The organism is Streptomyces sp. NPDC091371, assembly GCF_040684275.1.
In the GTDB taxonomy this organism is placed as follows: domain Bacteria; phylum Actinomycetota; class Actinomycetes; order Streptomycetales; family Streptomycetaceae; genus Streptomyces.
The window spans coordinates 1-25,495 of sequence record NZ_JBFBFP010000031.1 but is presented as its reverse complement, the minus strand read 5'-3'; the positions used below and the strand labels follow the sequence as shown (position 1 = coordinate 25,495).

At 69.8% G+C, this 25,495-nt stretch carries 23 protein-coding genes and 1 pseudogene; 9 read left to right on the top strand and 15 right to left on the bottom strand.

Annotated features, from left to right (window positions below):
• Nucleotides 1-137: 137 nt before the first annotated feature.
• A complete protein-coding gene (locus AB0O21_RS27590; protein ID WP_365175282.1) occupies nt 138-755 on the top strand; it encodes an HtaA domain-containing protein in 618 nt (205 codons plus the stop codon).
• A 215-nt stretch (nt 756-970) separates the two neighbouring features.
• Here the strand turns inward: AB0O21_RS27590 and AB0O21_RS27585 are convergent, their stop codons facing one another.
• The 3 genes from AB0O21_RS27585 to AB0O21_RS27575 all read right to left on the bottom strand — a co-directional run bounded on the left by AB0O21_RS27585 (nt 971) and on the right by AB0O21_RS27575 (nt 3,471).
• Complete coding sequence (locus AB0O21_RS27585) at nt 971-1,489, bottom strand: tyrosine-type recombinase/integrase (RefSeq protein ID WP_365175280.1); 519 nt, start codon at nt 1,487-1,489, stop codon at nt 971-973.
• 255 nt (nt 1,490-1,744) lie between these two features.
• Nucleotides 1,745-2,515: an ABC transporter permease subunit gene (locus AB0O21_RS27580; protein ID WP_365175278.1), complete on the bottom strand. Its 771-nt coding sequence runs from the start codon at nt 2,513-2,515 to the stop codon at nt 1,745-1,747.
• A 2-nt stretch (nt 2,516-2,517) separates the two neighbouring features.
• A complete protein-coding gene (locus AB0O21_RS27575; protein ID WP_365175276.1) occupies nt 2,518-3,471 on the bottom strand; it encodes an ABC transporter ATP-binding protein in 954 nt (317 codons plus the stop codon).
• Nucleotides 3,472-4,004: 533 nt separating this feature from the next.
• Between AB0O21_RS27575 and AB0O21_RS27570 the strand changes: the two genes are divergently transcribed.
• Entirely contained in the window at nt 4,005-5,039 is a 1,035-nt protein-coding gene (locus tag AB0O21_RS27570; protein WP_365175274.1) for a hypothetical protein, read from the top strand.
• A gap of 240 nt (nt 5,040-5,279) precedes the next feature.
• On the opposite strand, the gene AB0O21_RS27565 is transcribed toward AB0O21_RS27570, so the two are convergent.
• Both AB0O21_RS27565 and AB0O21_RS27560 read right to left on the bottom strand, forming a co-directional pair.
• A complete protein-coding gene (locus AB0O21_RS27565; protein WP_365175272.1) occupies nt 5,280-6,857 on the bottom strand; it encodes a carboxylesterase family protein in 1,578 nt (525 codons plus the stop codon).
• 222 nt (nt 6,858-7,079) lie between these two features.
• Nucleotides 7,080-7,730 (bottom strand): TetR/AcrR family transcriptional regulator, encoded by a 651-nt coding sequence (locus AB0O21_RS27560; protein WP_365175270.1) that lies wholly within the window; start codon nt 7,728-7,730, stop codon nt 7,080-7,082.
• Here AB0O21_RS27560 and AB0O21_RS27555 point away from each other — a divergent pair.
• Both AB0O21_RS27555 and AB0O21_RS27550 read left to right on the top strand, forming a co-directional pair.
• Complete coding sequence (locus AB0O21_RS27555) at nt 7,710-9,272, top strand: serine hydrolase domain-containing protein (protein WP_365175268.1); 1,563 nt, start codon at nt 7,710-7,712, stop codon at nt 9,270-9,272. The two genes, AB0O21_RS27560 and AB0O21_RS27555, sit on opposite strands and share 21 nt — an antisense overlap.
• A gap of 78 nt (nt 9,273-9,350) precedes the next feature.
• Nucleotides 9,351-9,752, top strand: a complete 402-nt coding sequence (locus AB0O21_RS27550) for a DUF3592 domain-containing protein (protein ID WP_365175266.1) — start codon at nt 9,351-9,353, stop codon at nt 9,750-9,752.
• 69 nt (nt 9,753-9,821) lie between these two features.
• Here the strand turns inward: AB0O21_RS27550 and AB0O21_RS27545 are convergent, their stop codons facing one another.
• The 5 genes from AB0O21_RS27545 to AB0O21_RS27525 all read right to left on the bottom strand — a co-directional run bounded on the left by AB0O21_RS27545 (nt 9,822) and on the right by AB0O21_RS27525 (nt 15,678).
• Complete coding sequence (locus tag AB0O21_RS27545; RefSeq protein WP_365175264.1) at nt 9,822-10,847, bottom strand: hemolysin family protein; 1,026 nt, start codon at nt 10,845-10,847, stop codon at nt 9,822-9,824.
• Nucleotides 10,844-12,178 carry a hemolysin family protein gene (locus AB0O21_RS27540; protein WP_365175262.1) on the bottom strand — a complete coding sequence of 445 codons (1,335 nt, stop codon included), beginning with the start codon at nt 12,176-12,178 and terminating at the stop codon, nt 10,844-10,846. Before AB0O21_RS27540 ends, AB0O21_RS27545 begins: the two co-directional genes overlap by 4 nt.
• 309 nt (nt 12,179-12,487) lie before the next feature.
• The gene (locus tag AB0O21_RS27535; RefSeq protein ID WP_365175260.1) at nt 12,488-13,378 is read right to left on the bottom strand and encodes a hypothetical protein; all 891 of its coding nucleotides are present in this window, start codon (nt 13,376-13,378) and stop codon (nt 12,488-12,490) included.
• A gap of 327 nt (nt 13,379-13,705) precedes the next feature.
• Complete coding sequence (locus AB0O21_RS27530) at nt 13,706-14,701, bottom strand: radical SAM protein (RefSeq protein ID WP_365175258.1); 996 nt, start codon at nt 14,699-14,701, stop codon at nt 13,706-13,708.
• Nucleotides 14,698-15,678 (bottom strand): YafY family protein, encoded by a 981-nt coding sequence (locus tag AB0O21_RS27525; RefSeq protein WP_365175256.1) that lies wholly within the window; start codon nt 15,676-15,678, stop codon nt 14,698-14,700. Before AB0O21_RS27525 ends, AB0O21_RS27530 begins: the two co-directional genes overlap by 4 nt.
• 177 nt (nt 15,679-15,855) lie before the next feature.
• On the opposite strand from AB0O21_RS27525, the gene AB0O21_RS27520 reads away from it, so the two are divergent.
• Nucleotides 15,856-16,299 carry a VOC family protein gene (locus AB0O21_RS27520; protein ID WP_365175254.1) on the top strand — a complete coding sequence of 148 codons (444 nt, stop codon included), beginning with the start codon at nt 15,856-15,858 and terminating at the stop codon, nt 16,297-16,299.
• 277 nt (nt 16,300-16,576) lie between these two features.
• On the opposite strand, the gene AB0O21_RS27515 is transcribed toward AB0O21_RS27520, so the two are convergent.
• Nucleotides 16,577-18,874 carry an excinuclease ABC subunit UvrA gene (locus AB0O21_RS27515; RefSeq protein WP_365175252.1) on the bottom strand — a complete coding sequence of 766 codons (2,298 nt, stop codon included), beginning with the start codon at nt 18,872-18,874 and terminating at the stop codon, nt 16,577-16,579.
• Between the two features lie 25 nt (nt 18,875-18,899).
• Entirely contained in the window at nt 18,900-19,844 is a 945-nt protein-coding gene (locus AB0O21_RS27510; RefSeq protein WP_365175250.1) for a Gfo/Idh/MocA family oxidoreductase, read from the bottom strand.
• A gap of 117 nt (nt 19,845-19,961) precedes the next feature.
• On the opposite strand from AB0O21_RS27510, the gene AB0O21_RS27505 reads away from it, so the two are divergent.
• Nucleotides 19,962-20,978, top strand: a complete 1,017-nt coding sequence (locus tag AB0O21_RS27505) for a YafY family protein (protein WP_365175248.1) — start codon at nt 19,962-19,964, stop codon at nt 20,976-20,978.
• 648 nt (nt 20,979-21,626) lie between these two features.
• Here the strand turns inward: AB0O21_RS27505 and AB0O21_RS27500 are convergent.
• Nucleotides 21,627-21,836, bottom strand: coding sequence for a hypothetical protein (locus tag AB0O21_RS27500; RefSeq protein ID WP_365175246.1), 210 nt, complete (start codon nt 21,834-21,836; stop codon nt 21,627-21,629).
• Nucleotides 21,837-22,324: 488 nt separating this feature from the next.
• On the opposite strand from AB0O21_RS27500, the pseudogene AB0O21_RS27495 reads away from it, so the two are divergent.
• A pseudogene (locus tag AB0O21_RS27495) lies at nt 22,325-22,462 on the top strand (two-component sensor histidine kinase); the annotation flags it as partial.
• A gap of 13 nt (nt 22,463-22,475) precedes the next feature.
• Nucleotides 22,476-22,823 carry an ATP-binding protein gene (locus tag AB0O21_RS27490; RefSeq protein WP_365175386.1) on the top strand — a complete coding sequence of 116 codons (348 nt, stop codon included), beginning with the start codon at nt 22,476-22,478 and terminating at the stop codon, nt 22,821-22,823.
• On the opposite strand, the gene AB0O21_RS27485 is transcribed toward AB0O21_RS27490, so the two are convergent.
• The gene (locus AB0O21_RS27485; protein WP_365175244.1) at nt 22,768-23,499 is read right to left on the bottom strand and encodes an ATP-binding protein; all 732 of its coding nucleotides are present in this window, start codon (nt 23,497-23,499) and stop codon (nt 22,768-22,770) included. The two genes, AB0O21_RS27490 and AB0O21_RS27485, sit on opposite strands and share 56 nt — an antisense overlap.
• Nucleotides 23,500-24,038: 539 nt before the next feature.
• Between AB0O21_RS27485 and AB0O21_RS27480 the strand changes: the two genes are divergently transcribed.
• Nucleotides 24,039-24,173 (top strand): hypothetical protein, encoded by a 135-nt coding sequence (locus tag AB0O21_RS27480; RefSeq protein WP_365175242.1) that lies wholly within the window; start codon nt 24,039-24,041, stop codon nt 24,171-24,173.
• A gap of 25 nt (nt 24,174-24,198) precedes the next feature.
• On the opposite strand, the gene AB0O21_RS27475 is transcribed toward AB0O21_RS27480, so the two are convergent.
• A complete protein-coding gene (locus tag AB0O21_RS27475; RefSeq protein ID WP_365175240.1) occupies nt 24,199-25,293 on the bottom strand; it encodes a YbdK family carboxylate-amine ligase in 1,095 nt (364 codons plus the stop codon).
• Between the last annotated feature and the right edge of the window lie 202 nt (nt 25,294-25,495).

Genomic DNA, 25,495 nt, shown 5'->3' with positions numbered 1-25,495 from the left:
CATGGGGGAGGCCCGGCAGACGGGAAGTGGGACCACCCGTGCCGATGCCACCGGCCCCCCGGCCCGGCGACGCACGCGTACGAGTGATCACGAGCGATCCCGCGGTTCCAACTCGGGAACCACTCGTTACCGGGGGCGTGAAGATCTTCAATTCCAAGAAGCGCGTGATCGTCCTCGCTCTCGCCGCCACGTCGCTGCTCGGCATCGCCGCCGTCCAGGCCGGCGCCATCGGCGCTGACCTCCCCCTGCGCGGCAGCGGCACCTTCTGTCTCTCGCCGAACGCGGAGCACACCCTGGCAGTCCAGAATGTGACACTTGAAGCGATCGCCCCCGCCACGAGCACCGGCAGGTGCGTCACGCTGCCCGGTGCCGGCAACCTCTCTCCCGACCTCTCCGGCGGCGAGATGCCCCTCCAGGGAGGCATGCGCTTCACCGGATCCGAACACCGACTCGATGTGACCAACCTCCACATCCACATCAAGATCGGCGAAGGGTCCACCAGCGCGGACGTCGCCCAGGACGGCGCACCGGCGACGCACGTCGACTTCTTCCACTACCCGGTCTCGCTCGACCGGGTTTCCTTCACGCCGACCACCGTGGACACCACGAACATCCCGCTCAAGCTCTCCGCCCCTGGCGCAGCAGCCTTCACCAGCGCCTTCGGTACGGGCACGACCGCATCCCACGACCCGCTCTTCCTCTTCGACGGACACGCCCAGGTCACCAATCCTCTAGGAGGCTTCCCCAAGCCGTAGCGACGCTCCGGCTCGAGGGTCCCCTGGCACCCGTCTGTGACGGCGGCGGGTGGGCTTGAGGCTCAGGGGGCGCCGCTTGGGGACCAGTTGGGGACCAGCGCCCATGTCGATGGGCGCACAGCACGTACGGATGTGCGCGCTGCTGGGGGTCAAGGGGTCGCAGGTTCAAATCCTGTCGTCCCGACCAGCGTTTACGCAGGTCGGAGACCGTTTTCTCATCCATGAGAGAACGGTCTTTCGTGCGTCCGGAGCCATGGTGGTCGCAATGTGGTCGCACGTCCATTCTGTGGCCGGTCGACCGATGCGCTGAACCCGGCAACGGCGGGGGAGCGGAGTCGGCGGAGGGCTTCGCGGAGCCGGTGGATGTGGTCGCGTGGTGGTCGCAGCCACTCCGTGCGGCCCGAGTTGTTGCTGGCCTTCTCCGCTCCGGTGAGGGTGTGGTCGACGGCTTCGCGGGCTGCCTGCTGGGTGAGGTGGGCGTAGAGGTTGGCGGTCGTCGACAGGGTGGAGTGCCGCAGGGTCTTGGAGACGACGGTGAGCGGCACGCCGGCGGTCATGGTGATCGTGGCGGCCAGGTGACGCAGGTCGTGCACCGTGATTCGGGGTACGCCGGCTTCGGCGGAGAGCCGGCGGAGCCGGTCGAGGGCCTGGTGGGGGCCGAGCGGTCGGCCGTCGGGTCGGCAGAAGACGAGTCCGGCGAACGGATCGTCAGGATCGCTGCGTGTTTGAAGCATTTCCTGGAACGTGCCCGGACGAGGGAGGGAAACTGACTCCGCGCGGGCGGTGAACGTCGCCGGGCCCGGAGGCCGAGCAGGAGAAGCAGCGGGTGGTGCGGAGCAGAGCCAATTCTGCGAAACGAGATGCGACATCCGCAGTGGCACTTGTCCGCGCGAGCGGCCCATTGGGGAACCCGCCTTCGGTGCCCCTCCGCGTGCGTACGGCGTCCGACCTGCGCCGGTGCCGGCCGCCGGTCGGCCGGCCTTCGGTCGTCAGGCGTCGTTGCGTTTGAGTGCGAAGTAGCCGCCGGCCAGGGAGGCCGCGGCCCACAGCGCCATGATGCCGAGCCCCGTCCACGGGCCGTACGGCGGGCCCTCGGCCTGCTGCACCACCTGCATGACGGTCGTGCCGGCCTGGTCGGGGAAGAAGTAGCCGACCTTCTTGGTCGCGGGCACGAAGTTGAAGATCGGCGCGATCATGAAGAAGTAGGCCATGAGGACGCTGAGGGAGAGCACCGCCTTGCGCAGCATCGTGGCGACGCCGACTGCGAACAGCAGCATGAGCGCCAGGTAGACCCCGGCGCCGGTGACCGCCCGCAGCACGCCGGGGTCGCCGAGGGAGGCGCCGTGGTCACCGAGGAGCGCCTGGCCGACGAAGAACGTCGCGAGGCTGGTGGCCATGCCCACGGCCAGGCCTGGTACGGCGGCGGCCGCGGCCTTGGCGCAGTACAGCAGGCCGCGCTGCGGCACGGCGGCGAGCGTGGTGCGGATCATCCCCGTGCCGTACTCGCTGGTGACCACCAGGACGCCGAAGGTGATCATCGCGAGCTGACCGAGGCCCATGCCGATGAAGCTGGTCATCACCGGGTCGAAGGCGGCCTGCTCTGCGGCGCCGAGGGTGTCGAACTCGCCGCCCAGGATGACGCTCAGCATCGCACCGAGGCCGATGGTCGAGAAGAACGCCGCCGTCAGCGTCCACTTCGACGAGCTGATGGTGCGGATCTTCGTCCACTCCGCCCAGAGGACGGCGGTCGTTGCGGTCATGGTCATGACTCCCTCCCGGCTCGGGAGCGGACCAGGGCCGGAACCTCCACCGTGCCGCCGGCCTGGTATTCGAGCGATCCCGCGGTGAGCCGCATGAACGCCTCCTCCAGCGAGGCGCGTTGCGAGCCGATCTCGAGCAGCGCGATCCGGTGGGCGGCGGCGAGTTCGGCGAGCGCCTCGGCGTTGCCGTCCTGGATCTCGAAGGCCCCGTCCCCGGTGAGGACCGGCGTGATCCCCTCGTCGGCGAGGACGTCGAGCAGCCGCTCCGGCTGGGTGGTGCGCAGCCGTACGACGGAACGTGAGTTGTCCTCGATGAAGTCCGCCGTGGACGTGTCGGCCAGCAGCCGACCGCGGCCGATGACGATCAGGTGGTCGGCCGTCAACGCCATCTCGCTCATGAGGTGGCTGGAGACGAAGACCGTACGGCCCTGGGCCGCCAGTTGCTTCATCAGATTCCGGATCCAGAGAATGCCCTCGGGGTCGAGTCCGTTGACGGGCTCGTCGAGCACGAGCGTCTCGGGGTCACCGAGCAGCGCGGCGGCGATGCCGAGCCGCTGACCCATACCGAGCGAGAAGGCACCCGCGCGCTGGTGCGCCACGTCGGCGAGTCCGACTGTCTCCAAGATCTCTCCGACCCTGCGGTCCGGGATCCTGTTGGACCGCGCCAGCCACAGCAGGTGGTGGTAGGCGGTGCGGGCGGGGTGCAGGGCCTTCGCGTCCAGCAGCGCGCCGATCTGCTTCATCGGCTCGCGCAGATCGCCGTATCGCTTCCCGCCGATGCTGACGCTGCCACCGGTCGGCCGGTCCAGGTCCAGCATCATGCGCATGGTCGTCGTCTTGCCCGCACCGTTCGGGCCGAGGAAGCCGGTCACCGCGCCGGGGCGCACGGTGAACGTCAGGTGGTCGACTGCGGTTTTGTCCCCGTACCGCTTGGTAAGCCCACGTAACTGGATCACACGACGCACGATAGGTCGCACGCATGCTGCGAATGAGAGGTATGTGACGTTTAGTCAGCGATCCTTCCTGGATGACAGGGGGTCAGATGAGGGGGTCCCTCGCGGACTCCCCTTCTCAGCAGGGGGCTCACAAGGGTTTGTGACGCTACTTCAGCAGCATGTGGTGTGTGTGATGCCCGCACTCTTGGGCCTGAGGTCGGTCCCCAAGTACCTTGCGAAGGGACGGTGTCTCCGCCCAGGATCTCGACGTTTGCCTTGAATGCCTTCAGTGGGTGGCTGATGCGGAGGCGGTCGAGAAGTTGTGCCCGATGCGGGCCTGAGGCGGCGCACGATGCGTTCGGCGTTCGTATCGGTGCTTTGTCGGTGGCTACTTGCTCCCGCAGAGCCAGGCAATTTGGTTGTGGCGCACGATGCGTACGCCTATGGTGAAAAGTAGGCAAGGGGCTCGGGATGGAACCTGGGCTACCGCCGATCTCTTCGAGGCATGGAGCGTCGGAACGCGCCCTCGCCACCGCCTCTCCTCACATTCTTCCGTGACCATCGAGCCACCATCGGCTCGCTGGTCGAAAGGCGCTCTCGTGACAATCTATTCCCAGCATGCAAACCGTGGGAAGACGCAAATCCTGGCCACCTACCGGGGATCAGGTGGGGTGGTGTCGTCGACTGTGACGAGCCTTGGTGACCCCGCTCTCGCAGTACCGATCGTCGATGCGCTCAATCGGATCTCCGCCCTCGCCACCGTGCCCGTGAGCGTCCACGATCTTCGCGGCCGTCGTGTGGATTCGTATCCCGGGGAGCATCTTGCGGCGCTGACGGACCGGGCTTCGCGCGCCAATCTTCTGAGTGGTGCGCACAGTTTGTGGTACGAGTACGCCTGTCTGCAGCTCCACGAGGCGCTGGCCGACTTGGACGAGGCCTTGGTGGCGGTGCCCGAGCCGATCCGGATCGCGATCAACGCGGAACTGGAGACGGAAGCGGGAGAGTTGCGCGCGGCACTCGCCGAGTACTCAGAGGGAGACCCGGTACCTGAGTCGGAGAACCGGCGTCACTGGGACTTCGGCCAGCCATTCGTGACGTATGACGGTGGAATGGACGTGCTGAGCCGTGAAGTGCGTGAGCAGCTGGATCGGCTCGAAGAGGGGATTGCCCCCGGGGAACGCGAGAAGGCCGTGACGGACCTACGTGTGCTGGTCACCGCCTATTCAAGGTGCTCTGGCACGCAGGTTGGGCTGGAACACGCATACCTCGAGATCTTCGCCGAGCCGTACAGTTCGGACGGCTACTACATGTCGGTGCATGCGCCGAAGCCTGGCGACGACGGCGCCGATTCCTGGGACATTGAGATCGGCCGCTGGGAGGCCGATGATCCCAACGAGGAATACAGCAGCGCGACGGGCAGCACGGTACTTCGCTGCGTGCTTCCCGAGTCGCCGACGGCTGATGAGATCGCCGATCTGCTGGATCAGGTCGAGGAACAGCCGGAACTACTCGCCAAGTGGGCCGAAACGCGTGTCGGAGCGGCGCTCGAGGGGACGAAATTCGTGGTCACCGAGGGGTATGACGACTGAGCTTCGCCCCCTTCACTCCACCCCGCCAATCTCCGGCGCCTTCACGTGAGTGGGCCGGCGCCGGAGATTGGGTCGGGTAGTTCTCGGGCTTGGCGTCTGTCGAAGACGCGGAGGCGGTGGTGCTCGACCTCGTCTTTGATCTGCTTCATGTCCCAGCCGAGTGGGTCCGTGATCAGTGGGATGACGGTGACAGCGACGTCGGCGCCGCCGTCCCGAAGGCGGGCCGCCCGGCGGCCGCGGTCAGCGCAGGGATTTCCAGAAGCCGTACTCGTGGTCCTTGGCGAAGTCCGCGGGTTGGATGCCGCCGGGTCCTGAGGCGAGAGACTGAGCGTTCGGTGCCGTCGCGGTGGTGGGCTTCCAGTCCGCCTTGCCCGTACGGGCGAAGCGGGTCCAGATGTGGATCATCCCGTTGGACAGGCCCTGTTGTGCCGGGGTGAGCGGCTCGTAGGTGTCGAGTTCGAAGAGGTAGGGAAGTTCAAACGTGTGCGCGGCGCCCACGTCGAAGCCCGGCTTCTGGTACTGCGCATCCGAATACCAGGGAACCTCGCTGTCCGCGAACTCGTAGGTGTACGTGGGCACGTGGCGGGACAGCGCCCGGCCGGTGTCGACGGAGTGCCGGGCCCAGTTGCCGTCTGTCAGGGCCGCTCCGAGGGCGAGGGCCGGTGAGTTGCCGTACGCGCTGATGGGGTAGTGGGCGGCGACGACGGGCGCTTGCCTCTTGAAGATGTCCTCCATGTGGAAGTCGTAGTCGACCTGGTCGATCTGCGCGGCCGGGTCCTGGGTCATGGCCTTCTTCTGCAGCTCGAAGCCGTAGACCCGGCCCCGCTCCTCGTGGCGGTTGACGCCCTGCAACACCGGGACCTTGTTGAACTGTCCGGTGGCAAAGGCCTCCTGGGGGGTGCGAGGTAGCAACGCGCCGCCGTAGACGGGCCCGTACTCGGGGCCGGTGCCGAAGCCGTTCACCAGACGGTCAAGGGGGGTGGTACTCCAGTCCTCCCGAGGGGGCTCCTTCTTGAGGTTGTTGACAGTGGTCTCGCCCTCCTTCAGGGCGTCCGCGCGGTCTCGCCGGCCCATGTCGGCCGTGCACGGGGCGCTCTGCAGGATGACCCGGTCGAAGAGGCCGGCCGACGACGGGGCGACCATGTGGGCGCAGGTGCTGTAGCCGCCGGCTGACTGGCCGAAGAGCGTGACGTTGTCCGGGTCACCGCCAAAGGCGGCGGCGTTGCGCTGCACCCAGCGCAGGGCCGCCTGCTGATCGAGGAAGCCGTAGTTGCCCGACTCGCCTCGCTTCTCCAGGTCCGGGTGGGCCAGGTAGCCCAAGGCGGCGAGCCGGTAGTTGACGGTTACCACGACGACATCGCCCTGGGCGGCGAGCCGCTGGGCATTGTGCATGGCGCCGGAGCCGGCCGTGTGGTCGCCGCCGTGCAGGTACACCATCACGGGCCGCGGCTTGCCGGCGGCCTTGCGCGGAGTGGTGACGTTGACGAAGAGGCAGTCCTCGTCGTCGGACCGGGACCCGACCGGCGGGACGGAACCGGTCTGGGGGCAGGCGGCGCCCGGCTCGGTGGCATTCCGCACGCCGCGCCACCTCTTGGCGGGCGCGGTGGGCGCCCAGCGGAGCTCGCCGGTGGGCGGAGCGGCGTAGGGGATGCCCTGGAAGCTGCGCACGGTGTCGGTCACCGTGCCTCGTACGACGCCCTTGTCGGTCCGTACCAACGAGGGGTTGCCGTGGTCCGCCGCACCGGCTGGAGTGGCGATGGTCAGGGCGCCGACGGCGAGGGAGCCGGCGATGGCTGCGTGTGCTGTCCGCTTCAACATGTAGACAACCGTATGAACTTGGCAATCTCCCGCGCAGCCGGGCAGCCACCGGCTGGGGGTGGGGCTATCCCCACCTCCAGCCTCCGAACCGAAATGCGCCGTCCCCCAACGCCGGTTCGGCAAGCGGTTCATCCCGAAGGGCCCGGCGATTGACCCCCATCCGCGCCGCGGGAGCAGGAGCCTGGTGTGCTGTTCGCCGAGGGTTGGCTGGCCTGGGTGGGCCTACGTCGGGCGCTCGCCGGGGGCCCTGCGGCGGAGGCGGCATTCGCCGGAGAAGACGGTCGCGAGGTGGTCGCCGAGGGCGGCGAGGGCTGCGGCGGGCGGCACCCCAGCGGGGTCGGCGTAGAGATGGGCGGTGAGGCCCTCGGTGTACGCGGCGATACGTACTGCCTCCCGCGCCGAGTCGGTCTCCGGGGCGACCTCGCCGCACTCCTTGGCATTGGTGAGCGCTTGTGCGAGAAGGGCCCGCGTGCGGTTCAGGGCCGCAATCTTGACCTCGCTGAGCCGGGGGTCGTCGGCCGCGCGGCCGGTGAAGGCGAGCGTGACCCGCCATTCCTGTCGGCGCTCGTCGTCCAGCGGCATGCTCTCCGACAGTGCGTCGAGGACGATGTGCTCGATGCGTGTGCCGATGGATTCGGAGCGCGCGACCAGGGCGGCCACCCGGTGCTCGATCCGCTCCAGGACGTGGCTGTAGGTGAACAGCAGCATCTCGTCCTTGTTGCGGAAGTAGTGCTGGACGAGCCCGACCGAAATCCCCGCCTCCGCAGCGGTCTTGGCGACGGTCACACCGTTCAGGCCCTCGGCGGCGATGAGCCGCCGCACCGCGGCGGCGACTTGGTGGCGGCGTTCGTCATGGTCGGCAACACGAGGCATGGCTTAACCATACAGCTGTACGGTAATGTCATAACCGTACGTGCGTATGGTTATGGAGGTGGGGGCGTGCGACGTCTGAGCGTGGTGGGTCTGGTGACCCTGTTATTCCTGGCAGTTGCACGACCCGCCAGTGCGGCCGACCGGGCCCAGGGCGACTTCGCCCGGGTCGATGCGTACGTACAGGAGCAGAGGGAGCGCACGCGCGCGCCAGGTCTGGCGTACGCCGTCATCAGTGGCGAACAGGTGGTGCATCAGCGCACGTGGGGACAGGACGGGAACGGGACACCTGTCACGCCACGGACCCCGTTTCTCATCGGCTCGGTGTCCAAGCCGGTCACCGCCATGGCTGTCATGCGGCTGGCCGAGGAAGGCAGGATCGCCCTGGACGGGACGGTGCGTGAGCGCCTGCCCTGGTTCACGCCCTCGGGTGACGGCGGCGAGCGCATCACCGTGCGCCAACTGCTCACCCACACCAGCGGGATCTCCGAGCGAGAGGGCTACCTCCGATCCGACCGCTACGACAATGAGCCCGGCGGCATCATGCGGCTGGCGCGCAGTCTGGCCGATGTCCGGCTGAACGCGCACCCGGGCGAGCGGCACGAGTACAGCGACGCCAACTACATGCTGCTCGCCGCCGTGGTCGAGCAGGTCACCGGGCGGCCCTTCGGCGACCACCTGCGCGATTCCGTCCTCCAACCGCTGGGCATGAGCGGAGCGATCACCGACGCCCGGACCGCAGAGAACGCGGGCCTCGCCCCCGGCCACCGCTACTTCTTCGGCCGACCGCAGGCATACGCCCCGCCCTTCGACACCTCCGGCGTGCCGTACGGATACCTCGGCGTGAACCTGGAGGACCTGAGCCGCTTCGCCATCGCCCAACTCGGCGGCCCGCAGACCGTGCTGTCCCAGGACGGGATCCGTCAGATGCATACGGGGACCGTGCCCGTGCGCGACGCCCACCGGTACGGGCTCGGCTGGCGCGACGACGCCTTCGACGACCTGGGCGTGCGCACCGTCTGGCACGCCGGAGCGACCCCCGGGTACCACAGCATTCTGATCCTCGCGCCTGAGAAGAAGCTCGCGGTGGTCGTGGAGCAGAACATCTACGGCACCCAGAACGACGAGCTGCTGGGCGCCACAGCCTTCGGGGCACTGCGCCTCCTGCTCGGCGCCGAGGCGCAACCAGCTGATGAGGACCCGCTGTTCGCCCGCATACTGACCGTGCTGGCCGCCGTCACCGCACTGCTGGGGGCAGGGGTCGTCTGGTCCTTGTTCCGCCTGGCCCGGCCGCCAAGCGTACAGAGGAAGGCGAGCAGGCGCCGAGCTCTGGCGGGAGGCGTATCCGCGGTGGTGGCCTGTCTGCTGCTGGCCGCCACGGCCTATGCGGTGTTTCCGGGCCAGGTCGCGACGGACCTGCGCCAGGTCCTCCTCTTCGCGCCCGACGCGGGGCGGCTGATCATCGCGGTATCGGCACTCGCACTCGCCCTCGCGGTGCTTCGTGCCGCGGTCACCGTCCGTTCGATGAGTCACCGCACGAGGTAGGCGCTCAGGGAGCCGGCGCCGCTTGTGTACCTGTCGGCAGTAGGCGATGATCTGGGCTTTCCGTCGGGTGGGGGGGCGATGTCGGTGACCTTGTTGATCACCATGTGTGTGCTGGTCGGGCTGTTGGTTTTCGGGATGTCGTTGGGTGTCTACGTTCACTCCAGCCCGCTGTTGAAGCGGGGCGTGCGAACCTCGGCCGTCTGCGTGAACGTGGGCCAGGTCGCGGCGGGTTCGATGCTGCTGCTGGAGTACACGCCCCCGGGCGGTCCCGCGAGGCAGTACACCGTGGGCCCCTTCGTGTTCCCGCCCGTGAGGGTCGGGGGCCGTCTCGAGGTGATCTACGATCCGAAGCGGCCTCAGGAGGTGAGCCTCCCGGATCGTCTTCCCAAGAGCACGCGCGGGCTGGTCATCAGCATGGCCGTCTCCGGCGCGGTGCTCGCGGCGTGCGCGGTGCGGATCGTGGTCGCTGTGCGAGGCTGAGCCCGAAGGCGAGACAGGCCGATGGCCGGCACCCCTGCGGGTGCCGGCCATCGCGCTGCTCGGTCCGGGTCAGGCGTCCGGGTCGTGGGCGGCGCCGACGAGTTCTTCGAGTACGTCTTCCATGCTGACGAAGCCGATGACGGTGCCCTTGTTGCCGGTGACTGCGGCCAGGTGGGTTCCGGCCGTGCGCATGGCGGTCATGGTGTCGTCGAGCGGTGTGTCGAGTGCGACCTTGGTGATCGGGTGCAGAGCGCTGCGCGGGAACGGAGCCGTGCGGTCGGCGGCGCTGAGGGCGTCCTTGATGTGGAGGTAACCCAGGATCTCGTCGCCGGGGCCGGTGACCGGGAGGCGGGAGAAGCGGTGGGTGGCGGCCGCGCGTTCCAGGCCCTGGGGGGTGATGTCGTGCGGGACGGTGACGACCCGGTCGAGAGGGGTCATGACGTCGCCGACCGGGCGAGTGCCGAGTTCGAGGGCGTCCTGGAGGCGTTCGCCGTCCTCGGGGGCGAGGAGTCCGGCGGCGCTGGAGTCCTTGATCAGGCGGGCGAGTTCATCGTCGGTGAAGACGGATCCGACCTCGTCCTTCGGTTCCACCTTCAGCAGTCGCAGCAGGGCGTTGGCGAAGGCGTTGATGCCGAAGACGAAGGGGCGCAGGCCGCGCGTGAGGGCCACCAGGGGCGGTCCGAGGAGCAGTGCGGTCTTCGCGGGTGCGGCGAGTGCGATGTTCTTCGGGACCATCTCACCGACGAGCATGTGCAGGTACGTGGCCAGGGTGAGCGCGATGACGAACGCGATCGGGTGGATCAGTGCCTCGGGCACACCGAGGGCCTGGAACGGGGGTTCCAGCAGGTGGGCGATGGCGGGTTCGGCGACCGCGCCCAGAACGAGGGAGGAGACGGTGATGCCGAGCTGGGCGGTGGCCATCATCGCCGAGATGTGCTGAAGGCCCCACAGGGTGGTCTTCGCCCGCCTGTCTCCCTTCAGCGCGGCCGGTTCGATCTGGCTGCGCCGTACGGAGATCAGGGCGAACTCGGCGCCGACGAAGAAGGCGTTGGTGATCAGGGTGAGGGCGCCGATCAGCAGCTGGATCGCGGTCATCGGCCCTGCTCCTCATCGGTGGTGGCGGAACCGGCCGGGGCGGTGATCGAGACCCGGTCGGCGCGGTGGTGCTCTATGTCGAGCACGGACAGCTCCCAGCCATGGATGGTGAGCGTGTCGCCCTCGACGGGGATGCGTTCGAGGCGGGTGGCGATCAGGCCGGCGAGGGTCTCGTACGGGCCCTCGGGGGCGGACAGGCCGATCTCCTCCAGCTCGTCGAGGCGGACGCTTCCGTCGGCCTCCCACACGTGGCGGCCGTCCTGGTCGGGCGCCTGGATGAGGTCGGGGACCTCCATCGGGTCGTGCTCGTCGCGGACCTCACCGACGACCTCTTCGACGATGTCCTCGACGGTCGCGACGCCCGCGGTGCCGCCGTACTCGTCGATGACCACGGCCATGGTGCGGGCCTTGCGCAGCCGTCCGAGGAGGGTGTCCACGGGCAGCGAGTGCGGCACGAGCAGGGGCTCCGTGATCAGGCTGGTCACCGGAGTGCCGTCGCGCTTGTCCTCCTCCAGAGCGAGCACGTCGCGGATGTGGAGGGTGCCGATCACGTTGTCCAGGGTGTCCCGGTAGACCGGGAAGCGGGAGATTCCGGTTGCCAGGGTCAGGTTCGCGGCATCGGCGGCGGTGGCGTGGGCTTCCAGGGCCCGGACGTCCACGCGCGGGGTCATGACGTTCTCCGCGGACAGCTCGGCCAGGTGCAGGGTCTTGACGAACAGCTCGGCCGAGTCGGCCTCGATAGCGCCTTCACGGGCGGAGTGCTGAACGAGCGCGACCAGCTCCTCCGGGGTCCGGGCGGAGGCCAGCTCCTCTGCGGGCTCCAGGCCGAAGCGGCGCACGAGACGGTTCGCCGTATTGTTCAGGTGCCGGATCAGCGGCGCGAACGCGGCCGTGAAGGCGCGCTGCGGGCCTGCGACGACCTTCGCGACGGACAGGGGGTGGGAGATCGCCCAGTTCTTCGGAACCAGTTCGCCGACCACCATCAGCACGACCGTCGACAGGGCCACGCCCAGCACGGTCGCCGTGGTGGAAACGGCCCCGGCGGGCAGGCCGACGGCCTCCAGCGGGCCGCGTAGCAGCGCGGAGACGGACGGCTCGGCGAGCATGCCGATCACCAGCGAGGTCACCGTGATGCCCAGCTGGGCACCGGACAGCTGGAAGGTCAGCCGCTTGGCGGCCTTCAGGGCGCCCTCGGCGCCCCGCTCACCGGCCTTGGCGGCGCGTTCGAGCTCGCTGCGCTCGACTGTGGTGAGAGAGAACTCGGCGGCGACGAACACTGCACACGCCAGCGTCAGAGCCAGCGCGAGAAGCAGCAGCAGGACTTCGGTCACCGTGCCACCCCCACTCCCGGCTCAAGAATCTGCGGGCAAGGCGTGGCACGGCTCGTACTGGGAGGTTCACCCATTGCGGGTCTGCTGCTCCTTCTTCAATCGGTGGACCGTGGGGGTCCGGCGGTGGGATGCCTGGTGGGGACGTGTTCCCCGGAGCCATGGTAAAGGACACGCAAAGGCTTCAGCCAGGGCGATTTTGGGGCCCGGCCGTCTCCTTGCCCGGTCGGGCCGGCCTCTGGCCGGCCCGCTGACACGTCCGGCACATGACTGATCCCGCCCGGGGAGATCCCCCTCGCGGGCCGGACGTCGTCAGACGGGCACGTTGACCAGGATGCAGAGGGCGCAGGCCGCGACGGGGATCAGCGCCACAGCCGCGACCAGCAGCGTACGGAAGGCAAAGCCGACGGTGAGCGGCCGGCTGGCGCGCTCGGGGCGCTCGGGGTCGTAGCTGAGCTCGACCTGGCTGCCGACCGCCTGGCAGGAGAAGAACCAGATGGAGACGACCGACTGGACGTCCCGCATCTTCTGTCCGTCGACCGTGGTGAACGCCAGCTTGGAGATGATCCAGAGGGGGCCGCCCTTGTCCAAGTGCTGCACGCCCCCGGTCACCGTGCCGACAACACCGATCCCACGTTTGCGCAGCAGCCACAACGAGCGGACGCGCCGACCCATCCGCCACAGCATGAATCCGCCGACCAGACCGAGGACGCCTCCCACACCCAAGGAGAAGGCGGCCGTGCCGCCCTTGCGCGGGCTGAGCTGACCGAGCGCCACCAGTGGCACCGCATACAACACGAGCAGCAAGGCGATCGCCACCGCTTGTCGCCCGCGCGCACCCAGCTGAGACGACTGCCGGGTCTCCATCTCCACCTGTACCAGCGCATGCCCGTCCGCCGCGGGTTCGATCGCGGCGAGGACGGCTGTCAGCTGCCCGAGGAACGCCTTTGCGGCATGGGCATTGGGCGTCTGCAACTCCAAGGCCGAGCCCAGGCCGTGCCGGGCCGAGCCCGGCACGCCGCTGATCTCGATCCGCACCGCCCCACTGGCCGTCAGCGCCGCGGACCCGATCGCCCGCACGGGCAGGGTCCACGCCGTCCGGCCTCGGACGATGCGCAGACGTGCCCCGTCGAAGCGGGCCGTGGTCCCGCCGCCCGCCACCACGGTCTCCGGCGCTGCGGATATCGCTCGTCCATTCGGCATGCGGCGGATGATACGCAGGGGTGAGCCGGAGGCCTTGCACGAGTTGATGCGGCCCTCGCCAGTTGGCCTCAAATCCGCCTGGTCAATGGCTGTTGGACGAGGAGGTCCCCGTGGCGTGCGGTTCTTTCCCCGAGCCGGACGGACCGACGATCGCGATTCCCCTGTGACTGAGCTCTGCGGGCAGCGGACACGGTCCCGCTGTCCGCGATGTCGGCACCCCGACCGCCTTTCCGCCAGATGCTCGCGTCCGTGTCGCCGAAGCCGTTCTGGTGCTGATCGCCATCGAGCACCAGAGCTCGCGCGACGCCCGTCATGTGGCCTGGGCCGCTAGTGCTCCCGCTTGCGTGAATTCGTAGTGCCGAGGCGGTCGTTGACGCTGAGGACGTAGTCCTCCCAGCGTGGCATGCCGTGGTGGGCGGCGCGGGTGTGGATGTGGTCGGTGACCTGGCGGACGTACGGCGGGGGCATGGCCCGGTGGTGGGTGTACGAGGCCGCCAGGCGTTGGTGGAGGTGGGGTGGGAGATGGGCGGCGGACTGCGCGAGGAACCAGTCGCGGGCGCCGGGGCTGATGCGCATGACGTCGGGGTAGACGGTGACGGCTCCGGCATCGGCGCAGGCGTCGACGAGAGCGTCGAGCGCGGCGGGGTGATCGGCGGCGTGCGGGATGACGGGGGCTATGAGGACGCCTGCGGGAACCCCGGCGGCGCGGAGGGCGGCGATCGTGGCCAGCCGGGCGCGCGGGGGTGCCGTGCCGGGTTCGAAGGCGCGCCAGACGCGGTCGTCCAGGGATCCGAGTGAGGTCATGACCAGGACGTTCGCTGCGCGGGCGGCTTCCGCGTAGAGGGGGATGTCGCGGCGGAGCAAGGCGCTCTTGGTGGTCGTGGTGAAGTTGACCCGGTGATCGGCGAGGACGCGCAGGATGCCGGGCATGAGGCGGTAGTGGCCTTCGCCGCGCTGGTAGCAGTCGGTGGAGGTGCCGACCATGACCCAGTCGTGGCCGGTCTTGCCGCCGCGCAGTTCACGCCGCAGGACGCCGGTGGCGTTGGTCTTGACGATGATCTGGGTGTTGAAGCCGGTGCCGGGGTCGAGGCCGAGGCGGGTGTGGCCGTCGCGGGCGAAGCAGTAGGTGCAGGCGTGCGTGCAGCCGCGGTAGGGGTTGAGGGTCCAGGCCATGCCGCCGGGGCGGGCGCCGGGGAGCTTGTTGAGGAGGGTGCGGGCCCGCTGTTCGTGGAAGGTGACCCCCTGGAATCCGGGCGCGGGGAGGGTCGGTGGGGCGATTTCGGCCGTGTCGAAGAGGGCCGGGGTGTCCCAGTGCCCGTTCACCGGTCGGATTCCGGCCGCTCGGCGGTGGCGGCGGCGCGCAGCACGCGTTCGCCGAGTGTGCGCAGGTACGGGCCGAGATCGGGCGGGTCGAGTACGTCGAAGTCGTGGCCCAGAACGGCGACACGGTAGGCCAGGTATTCGAGGGAGTCCGCGCCGGTGAGCAGCCGGCAGGTGTGGTCGTCGACCGGTTCGACGATGCCGAGGCCGGCCGGGACTCGGTCGGCGATCTGGTCGGCGGGGGCGTGGATGAGGAGCAGGGCGCGTCGGCCTTCGGTGCCGGTGAGGGTTTGGGCGACCCAGGTCGCTGCGTCGACGCCGCCCGGCAGTTCGCGGTGCGGGACGCGGGAGCCCGTACGGAAGGGGTCGGCGAGGCGGTCGAGGCGGAAGGTGCGCCAGTCGGCGCGGTCGGTGTCGTAGGCGACGAGGTACCAGCGGCGTCCGGCGGCAACGAGCTGGTGCGGCTCGACCAGGCGGCGGGTCTCGGCTCCGCTTCCCGCTCGGTAGGTGAAACGGAGCTTCTCGTGGGCGACGCAGGCCGCGGCGATGAGTGCGAGGTGTTCGGCGTCGGCTGTGGGACCGCTCTGGGGGACGGCGACGGCGGCCTCCTGGAGGACCGTGATCCGGCGGCGCAGCCTGGAGGGCAGCACCTGTTCCAGCTTGGCCAGGGCGCGTACGGAGGTCTCCTCGATACCGGTGACCGAGCCCGCGGCAGCGGTGCGCAGGCCGATGGCGATGGCGACGGCTTCGTCGTCGTCCAGGAGGAGGGGCGGCATGGCGGTGCCGGCGGTGAGGCGGTAGCCGCCGGTGTTGCCCTGGGTGGCGTGGACGGGGTAGCCGAGCTCGCGCAGCCGGTCGATGTCGCGGCGGATGGTGCGCGGGCTGACGCCGAGGCGGTCGGCGAGTTCGTGGCCCGGCCACTCGCGGGGGGACTGGAGCAGGGAGAGGAGCTGGAGGAGACGGGCGGGGGTGTCGCTCATGGGCGGGAGCATCCCAGGCCAATAGGACACGTCCCGTCCTATTGGCCGACCTGGGCGCGGCTCGAAGGCAGCACGCAGGCATCCGTCCCAATAGGTCATGGTTTGACCTATTGGGTTCCTATGGTCGTTTTCGGCGGCAGGGAAAGCCCCTGCCCCATCCCCACCAAGGAGCCCTTCATGTCCGAGCAGATCCAGCTCTTCACCCCGATGATCTACTGCGACGGCGCCCTGGAGGCGATCGCCTTCTACGAGGACGTCTTCGGCGCCAAGGAGATCACCGACCGGCGCATGCTCGCCTCCCATGTCGTGCCCGGTGCCGAGAACGACCCGGAGCTGAGCCGCACCGTCGTCTACGCCAAGTTGCAGTTCTCCGACGGGAGCGCGCTCAACGTCGCCGACCACTGGGGCGATCCGAGTGCCCGTAGCGGCTCGGTGACCGGCAACAACATCCACATCGGCACCCAGCACGCCAGCCCCGCCACCCAGCGCAAGGCATTCGAGAAGCTCGCCACCGAGGGCACCGTTCACGAGGCACTCGAGCCCAAGCCCTGGGGCGCGGTCTACGGAATCGTCCAGGACAAGTACGGCGTGATCTGGGAGATGAACTGCTACGCGGGCTGACCCGACCCGACGTTCCGGCCCCCGCCACGGCACACGCGCCCTGGCCCATGGGCGCCATCCGGCAGGACGACCGCGGCGGGGAGGTCGTCAACCTCTCGGTCACGGCCCGGACGGCAACCCGGACGGGCTGGTATTCGCCCGGCTCATGGACCCCAGGGGCAATCGCTTCGGTCTCTTCTCCATGCCTGCCCAGCCACCCGTATCCGCGTAAAGCAAAGTGAAGAGGGGGTGCCCGGCCGTAGAGGCCGGGCACCCCCTCTTCGTGGGCTGCGTCGTCTCACATACCCAAATCCTCTCGTAGGGCCTGGGCCGTGTGGGACGCCTGTTCCTTCACCAGCTGCTCCGGCGTACCGGTGAACAGGACCTGGCCGCCGTGCCGGCCGCCCTCCGGGCCCATGTCGACGACCCAGTCGGCTCGCTTGACGATGTCGAGGTTGTGCTCGATGACGATGACGGTGTTGCCGTCGTCGACGAGCCGGTCCAGCAGGCGCTGGAGGGTGGCGATGTCGGCCATGTGGAGGCCGGTGGTGGGTTCGTCCATCACGTAGATGCTGCTGCGGCTGCCCAGGTGCCCGGCGAGCTTGAGCCGCTGGCGCTCGCCGCCGGACAGCGTCGACAGGGGCTGTCCGAGCGTGAGGTATCCGAGGCCGACCTCCACCAGTGTGGCCAGCGGCTTCCGCACCGCCGCCTCTCCCTTGGCGGTGAAGAAGGCACAGGCTTCTTCGGCGGTGAGAGCGAGGACCTCGGTGACGGTCTTCCCGCGCAGGGTGTGAGAGAGGGCTTCGGCGCTGTACCGGGAGCCCCGGCAGGTCTCGCAGGTGGTGGTCGCGGGGTCCGCGAAGGCCATGTCCGTGGTGATGGTGCCCTTCCCCGTGCAGGCGGGGCAGGCCCCTGTGGAGTTGAAGCTGAACAGGCCGGCGCTCACGCCATTGGCCTGGGCGAAGAGCTTGCGGACGGTGTCCATGATCCCGACCCAGGTGGCGGGGGTGGAACGGGAGTTCGCGCCGATGGCGCTCTGGTCGATGAAGACGGCCTCGGGGTGCTGGGCTGCGAACACCTCGGAGATCAGGCTGGACTTGCCTGAGCCGGCGACACCGGTCACGGCGGTGAGTACGCCTGCGGGCACATCCACGGAGACGTTCCTGAGGTTGTGCAGGCTCGCGCCGCGTACCTTCAGCTGCCCGGCAGGGGTGCGGACGTCGGTCTTCAGCTCGACTGCGGAGGTGAGGTGGCGGCCGGTGAGGGTGCCGCTCTTGCGGAGCCGGTCGACGGTGCCCTGGAACACCACCTGCCCGCCGTGGGTACCGGCGCCCGGGCCCATGTCGATGACGTGGTCGGCGTCGTTGATGACGTCCCGGTCGTGTTCCACGATGAGGAGGGTGTTGCCCTGGTCGCGCAGCTGGGTCAGCAGTCGGCCCACGCGCCCGACATCGCGCGGGTGCAGGCCGGTGGAGGGCTCGTCGAAGATGTACGTCATCCCGGTCAGGCTGGAGCCGAGGTTCCGTACGATCTTCAGCCGCTGGCCCTCGCCACCGGACAGGGAGCCGGTCTCGCGGCCGAGGTGCAGGTAGCCCAGCCCGATGTCCTCGATCCGCCGCAGGCCCTGGACGGCGGCCTGCGCGATCGGTGTGCCGAGGGGGTGTGCCACCTTCTCCAGGACTTCGATCAGGTCGGTGATCTCCATGGCCATGTGGTCGGCGATGGAGAGTCCGTCGATCCTCGTCTTCAGCGCCGCCTCGCTCAGGCGGGCTCCGCGGCACGCCGGGCACTCGCCCTCGATGGTGAAGCGGTTCACGGCCTCCCGCGTCCGCTTCGAGAGCGTGGACAGATCTCGGTTCAGGTACAGGCGGTTGAACCGGTCGACCAGGCCCTCGTAGGTGACGTTCTGCGTGCCCATCCGGGTCGCGAGCTCGATCTTCACGCCCTCGCCGCCGCTGCCGCCGTGCAGCAGGGTCTCCCACTCGGCCTTCGTGTACCGCTTCAGGGGCTTGTCGTTGTCGAACAGGCCCGAGCGCGTGTAGAGGGTCCACTGCACGCCGCCCACGTTGAACAGCGGGAACAGCAGCGCCCCGGAGTTCAGGGACCGGTCCTTGTCGAAGAAGCGGTCCAGGTCGAGCTGGACCGTGCGGCCCAGGCCCTGGCAGGTGGGGCAGGCACCGGCCGGATCGTTGAACGAGTAGGCCGTCGACATGCCGGCCGAAGGCTCCCCGGCGCGGGAGAACAGCAGCCGGATCAGGGAAGCGATGTCTGTCACCGTGCCGACGGTGGAGCGGGAGCCGCCGCCGAGCGGTCGCTGGTCGACCACGATGGCCGGCGACAGGTCCTCGATCGCGTCCGCCTCCGGCTTCTCGTACTTCGGCAGCCGGTTGCGTACGAAGGTGGGGAAGGTCTCGTTCAGCTGCCGCTGGGACTCCACCGCGATGGTGTCGAACACCACCGACGACTTCCCCGAGCCGGACACACCCGTGAACACGGTGATCACGCCCTTGGGGATGCGCAGCGAGATGTCCTTGAGGTTGTGCACCCGGGCCCCGGTGATCACGATCTCGTCGTGCGGGTTCTTCTTGCCGGTCATGGCCGTACTCCTGGTCCTCTGGTCCTCAGCGAGCGGTCAGCCGCTGGTGGATGTCCAGGGCCAGGCGCAGCGTGTCCGTGGCAGCCCTCGGCGTGAGCAGGGCGTCCTTCGTGCCGGTGGTCAGGCAGTCCAGGACGTGACCGATCGCGGCGGCGTAGTTGTCGGCCGGGGCCAGGGCTATGTCCCGCTGCCCGGCGGGGGTGTACTCGCTCAGACGCACGGCCGGGCCGGCCGGGTCGTACGGGGTCTCGTGGAGCTGCAGTACCCCGCCGGTGAAGGCCGCCTCGAAGCCGTGGGTGACGCCGTAGGAGGCGGGCACCATCGAGGACGCGGTGAACTCCACCAGAGTGTCGTCGTAACCGAGGATGGCCTCGGCGGCGGCACGATCCGGCCCGGCGCTGACGCCTCGGGTCTCGATGGTGCCGGGCAGGCCGAGGGCGGCGACGATGTAGTCGAGGTCTGAGAGCATGACCTCCAGTGCCAGCTGCTCCAGCCCCAGGTTCACCGGGCCCCAGATCGGACCGGCCTTGCGGTACGTGCGCAGGGTCTTCAGCTCGCCGAGCGAGCCGTCGGCGATGACCGAGTGCAGGTGCCGGACGGCGGGGTGGACCCGCATGAACATGTCGATGAACACCTGCTTCGCGCTCGCCTCCGCCGCGCGGCAGATCTCCTCCGCCTCCGCGACGCTCGGAGCGATCGGCAGCTCGCACAGCACGTGCTTGTCGGCCGCCAGCGCCCGCAGGACGTGCTCCTTGTGCAGGGCGGTCGGCAGGCACACGTCCACCAGGTCCACCTCGGGGTCGGAGTAGATGTCCCCGAGGTCCGTGGTCGTGGCGAAGCCGAACTTCTCTGCGAACACCGCGAGCTTCTCGGGGGTGCGGCCGAACACGACGACCTCGGTGTCGGGGCGCGCGGCATAGACGCCGGCGTGGGCGATGGCGAATCCGGTACCGAGCAGTCCGATTTTCATGACAGCTCATCTCCTGAGGGGTCCGTGCGGGAGTCTTGCGGTTCATCCCGTCGATGACTTCCACGCTAGAAGCGGTTTAGGACACGACTCGTCCTTAATTGCGCGCATAGTGGAAACATGACGAGCGACATGCCCGCCCGGATGCTCCGCCTGCTGTCCCTGATGCAGACCCGCCGCGAATGGCCAGGTCAGGAGCTCGCAGACCGCCTCAAGGTCACCCTTCGCACGGTGCGCCGCGACATCGACCGGCTGCGCGAGCTCGGCTACCCCGTCGAAGGCACCACAGGGCCCACCGGCGGCTACCGCCTCACCTCCGGCACCGATATGCCCCCACTCCTCCTCGACGACGAGGAGGCCATCGCCATCGCGGTAGCCCTGCGCACCGCGGCCTCCGGCGTCACCGGCATCGGCGAAACCGCGCTACGCGCCCTGGCCAAACTCGAACAGGTCCTCCCCGCCCGCCTGCGCACCCAGGTCAGCGCCCTCCAGCAGGCGACCGCGGCGCCCGTCACCTACGGCGGTGAGGAGGGCGGACCCCAGGCCGACCCCGCGGTGCTCACCATCCTGGCCACCGCTTGCCGCGACCACGAGATCGTCACCTTCGACTACACCACGCGCCACGGAACCCCCAGCTCTCGCCGTGTGGAACCCCACAGCCTCGTCCCCGCCGCGGGCCGCTGGTACCTCGTCGCCCACGACACCCGCGCGGACGACTGGCGGATCTACCGCCTCGACCGCATGACCGGTCCCGCCCCCACGGGCCACCGGGTCCCCGCGCGCACCTTGCCGGCCCCCGACCCGGCCGCGTTCGTCGCTGCCAAGATCGCCACCGCACCGGCCCGCTACCGGGCCGCCGCCACCGTGCACGCGCCCGCCGTCGCGATCCTCGCCCGAACCCAGGGACTGCCCGAACGTGTCGTCCCGATCGACGACGCCACGTGCACCGTCGACCTCTCCGGCGGCTCCCTCCCCCGCATCGCCCAGCTCATCGCAGCATTGGACGCCGACTACACCCTTGACGCCGACCCCGAGGTCGTCAGATACCTGCGCACCGCAGCCGAACGGACCTTGCGCCGCACCCAGCCAGTCGGCGATTCCCGGGCAGTGCCCGGCCGTGCCGATGCCAGCGGATAACTCCAGTACAGGTATGAGTACGTGGCCAACAGGCCCGAAACTGGCCGCCGGCCTGTTGCAGACGACGGAGCACGCAGCTGCCGTGGTGCGCCTCGTCGTGGACCTCTACGGGACTCCCCACGTCAAGGCAGGAGAGTGGGGTGCGTCACATCTGAGGTGCGTCCAGCCAGCTTTGAGGAGCTGGCCCGGAGCTTCGGCAGGCATGTGCGATGCACGCCAAATCCGTGGCGGCGACCCCGACCGGGTGCCCGGCGACGCCTCGAGGTGACGGCTGGTTGGGGACCAGTTGGGGACCAGTGCCACTGCCCGCAGGTGCACGAGGCGCGCATTCACTCACATTACTCGCCCTCAAATCGCCCTGTATGTCAGGATTTTGACCCCGGCCCATCGATCTGGGGGTCAAGGGGTCGCAGGTTCAAATCCTGTCGTCCCGACTTTGCTTTATGCAGGTCGGAGGCCGTTCTCTCGCTCATGGGGGGACGGCCTTCCGTGCGTCAGGGGCCATGGTGGTCGCAATGTGGTCGCACGTTCGGTTTGCGGCCGGGAGGCCGAGGCGCTGAAGGCCGGCGGCGCGGGGGAGTGCTCCGCGGCCGTCGGGGTCGGCCCCCAATGGCGTGACCAGCCCCGGGCAGCCCCGACGGCGCGGGATCACGTCGGCGTCCATGCCGAGTTCCGGGTCGTGGCTGTGTGGCGGCTGCTGCCAGGCCTGTGCGCCAGGAGGGTCAGCGTCGCGGCCACGATGACGACGTTCTTGACGATGTACTGGCCTTCCATGGGTTTGACTGCGGTGGCCTTCCGGGCGAGTTGAGGGACGAGGGCCAGCGGTGCGGCGGCGCCCGCCATGTGGGCGAGCAGCACCGCGACCGGGACTGAGCCCGGCGAAGAGCTTGGGCCATCCGAAGCAGAGGAACACCGCGCACAACTCGGCGTCGGCGGCCGCGTTCAGGCCGCGCTCCTCGCGCAGCGCGCGGGTCTCCTGGACACCGGACCGGAGAACGGCAAGTGACCTCGCGGTCCGTTCTCGCCCCGGTCATCGACGCGGCACTCGTCGCCTTGGCCGTGCTCGACGCCTGGCACAACCTCGACACCACCTCCCCGGCCGTCATCGCGCTCGCCGTCCTCGCCTGCGCCGCCCTGCTGCTGCGTTGCAGCCATCCGCCGGCGGCGTTTCTGCTGACCCTCCTGGGGAGCTTCCTCCTCGACATCTCGGTGGCCCCGCTCGTCACGCTGTACGCCGTGGCCGAACGGTCCCGCAAGCGCCTGCTGCTTGCTGGGTGCGCCCTCGCGTTCGCTGTCGCCGCGGCCAGCCCCTGGCCGCGCGACCGGTCCGGGTGGCTCGACCCCACATGGGCCTGGCGCTGCGACTGGCCGAGATCGACGAGGTCCGCGAGCACGAGCGGCAGCTCCACGCGCATGCCGTGCTCGCCCGCGAACGCGCGCAGCTCGCCCGGGAGATGCACGACGTCGTCTCGCACCAGGTCAGTCTTATCGCGGTACGTGCCGGGGCCTCAACTTCCGCCGGGCATCAGCACTCCCGCTCAGCGCACCGTCTACCGCACCGTGCAGGAGGCGCTGACCAACGCGCGAAAGCACGTGCCCGGCTCCACCGCGACCGTACGGCTGTGGCAGGACGGCGAAGCGTATGGCGTCACCGTCACCAACTCCCCGCCCACATGTACGGCCCTGCCCCTGCCGGGTTCCGGGCGCGGACTGATCGGGCTGCGTGAACGCGCCGAACTCCTGCACGGGACCTTCGAATCCGGCCCCGTGCAGGGCGGCGGCTACCACGTCACGCTCCGCGTCCCGCACCTTGCCCCGGAGCGGAGGCCCCGGCCGCCGGGCTGATGCCACCGCCCGGGAACCGGTGGCGCACGGATCGCGGGCCGCCCGGCGGGCGTTCGTCGGTCAGTGAGATGTCCAGGCCTCGGTTGCGGAAGGCCAGTTCCCTGAGGTGCTCCTCCAGCACGGCGAACGAGCATTCCGCCGTCCCGAAGATGTCGACGTCGGGCCGGAACGTGAAGGTGGTTCCGCTTCCGGTCGCCGGGCCCTCGGCGACGGGTGGGGTGATCGCGACGCCGCGGGCGTACTCCTGGACCCAGCGGACGCCCTCGCGTCGCACCTCGGCCGTCAGGCGGCTCGACAGGGCGTTGGTGACGCAGGGGCCGACGCCGCAGAGGCTCAGCGACACGGTGTGGGGGCCGTTGCGCGCCGCGCCGGCGTGTATCTGGGTCAGCAGGGCCTCGAGGGTGGGGTCGTCTGCGGCTGCGGCGTTCTCGACGGGGATGCCCGGCCCGTCGTCGGCGACGCGCACGCCGCCGTCGGGGGTGAGCGTGATGCCGAGGGAGGTGGCCCGGCCGGCCAGGATCTCGTTCACCGCCCGTTCCGCGACCTCGAACACCATCTGGTGCAGGCCGCGTTCATCCGTCGAGCCGATGTACATTCCGGGCCGCCTGCGGATGGCTTCCCACCCTTCCAGTACCTCGATCTGGCTGGCGTCGTACGCGTAGGCCTCGTCAGTCACGAAGTCCCCCTCCGATGGTGTCCAGCAGAGCCCCCTCAGCCTAGGCGAATTGCCTGAAAGCGCCAGGTCAGGGCTGGTTCGTCGAGGGTGGGAGCGGGCGGGTGGGCGCCTGCCCGGAGGGGGCGGCCCAGGGAGTCGAGGGGTGGGCCCGGCGGGGCGTCGGGGGGCCGCCGGGGTCGTGTGCGGGGCCGTTCCGGGCTCCGCCGAGGTCCCCGATTGCGGTGCGTCGGACGCCTGCCGCGGCTGCGCGGCTCGCGTTCGGCGAGGGGCGGGCTTGTGCGTGTGGCATCTGCTAGGGGAATTTGGAAGCAGGACTGTAAATGCTGGTATAAATGACTGCTAAAGTCCGTATCTGCGGCCGCATGGGTGACCCCCGGTGCGGGAACGCGTGGGCTTTGCCGTCCCCGGTCAGCCGGGTTGAGCGCCCACTGCCGAGAGGGTCGGGGAGCCACTTCCACGCCTCCGCCCGGACACCGGGCCCAGTCGCACCGACGGCGATCGGCCCCCTCCCGTGTCGACCATCAGAAGGATGGAATCCGATGACAAGAACACCGCTGCGGCTGCCCGCCCTGGGAAGGGCGCTGGTCCTGGGTGCGGCGCCGGCCGTGGCGACGCCCGGGACGGCGTACGCCAACACCGTGGGCGTCACCGTCAAGACCCCCGGGCGAAGGTAACGGCGGGCGGCCCGGCGTCAGGCTCTCAGCGGAGGTCGGGCGCCGTGATCGACGCCAGGTGGTCCACCACCGTGTGGAGACTGCCCGTGCGCTCGTGGACCGCGCGCTGGCGGTCCGCGCCGGTGCCGTGCCTGCGCACGCCGTCGAGGAGCCGCTCGACTTCGGCGAGGTCGCCCGTCGCCTCCAGGCCCGGCGCGGCCCGCCCCAGCAGGCGGGAGGTCAGGCGGTGGGCGGGGACGGTGTCCCCGGTGAACGGGTCGAGGCCCTCGCCGTGCCGGCCGTAGCGGGCGGCGAACAGGTGCGCCGCCCGGAGCCGGCCGGTCGGGACGTTCGGCGGCGGCCGGTCCTCGGTCGCGGACTCGGCCATCAGCGCCGTGCACAGCCCCCGCGTCAGCAGGGCGAGAAGGACGGTCGTGTCCAGATCGGCGTTGGAGTCCGCGATCCGGATCTCCAGGGTCGGCACGTGCTCGGACGGGCGGGCGAACCAGTAGATCATCGCCCGGTCCAGCAGGATCCCCGAGCTCACCAGGCCGTCCGCGGTCCGCTCGTAACCGAGGGGATCGAGGACCGGCGCGGGCCCTGCCGTCGGCCAGCGTCCGAACTCCACCGAGCGCCAGCCGGCGAACCCGCTCTCCAGCCCGCCGGCGAAGGGCGAGTTCACGGCGAGGGCCTGGAGCGCGGGGAGGTAGGGGCGCAGCCGGTTGGCGAGGTCCAGGACCTGGGGGCGGTCCAGCGTGCCGATGTGCACGTGGCAGCCGCACACCGGGCCGAGCCGGCCGTCCACCACCGCGCGGTAGTACCTGGCCATGCGCCGGTAGCGCGGGTCGTCGCTGACGGGGATGGGGTCGGCCGGCGGGATCACGGCCGTGCCCGAGCCCACCAGCAGGCACCCCGCGTCCCGCGCCGCCAGGCCGGCCGTCTGCCGCAGGGCGGCCAGCTGATCGCGCAGGTCGGCACGGGACGCGGTGGGCTGCGTACAGACCTCGAGCTGGCAGCTGTAGAACTCCGACTGCGCCTGCGGCCCGATCAGGGCGGCGGCCGCCTCGATCACCCGCGGCGCGCGCGGCACCGGGGCCCCGGTGCGCGGGTCCACGAGGAAGAACTCCTCCTCGACCCCCATGGTCAGTGCGCCGGGGGTGTTCCCAACGTACGACGGGGGACCGGTCGGAGCGGGCTCACCCGATCCCCGGTTCCCGTGCCGTCGCCGTCCGGACCCCGTCATGCCGGGCGTCTGCCCCCACCGGCCGCCGCCATGCCCGACCCCGGCCGCGGCGGCGGCGGGGCGCCCGGGGGGGGGCGCGCCGGGGGCGGCGGGGACCCCA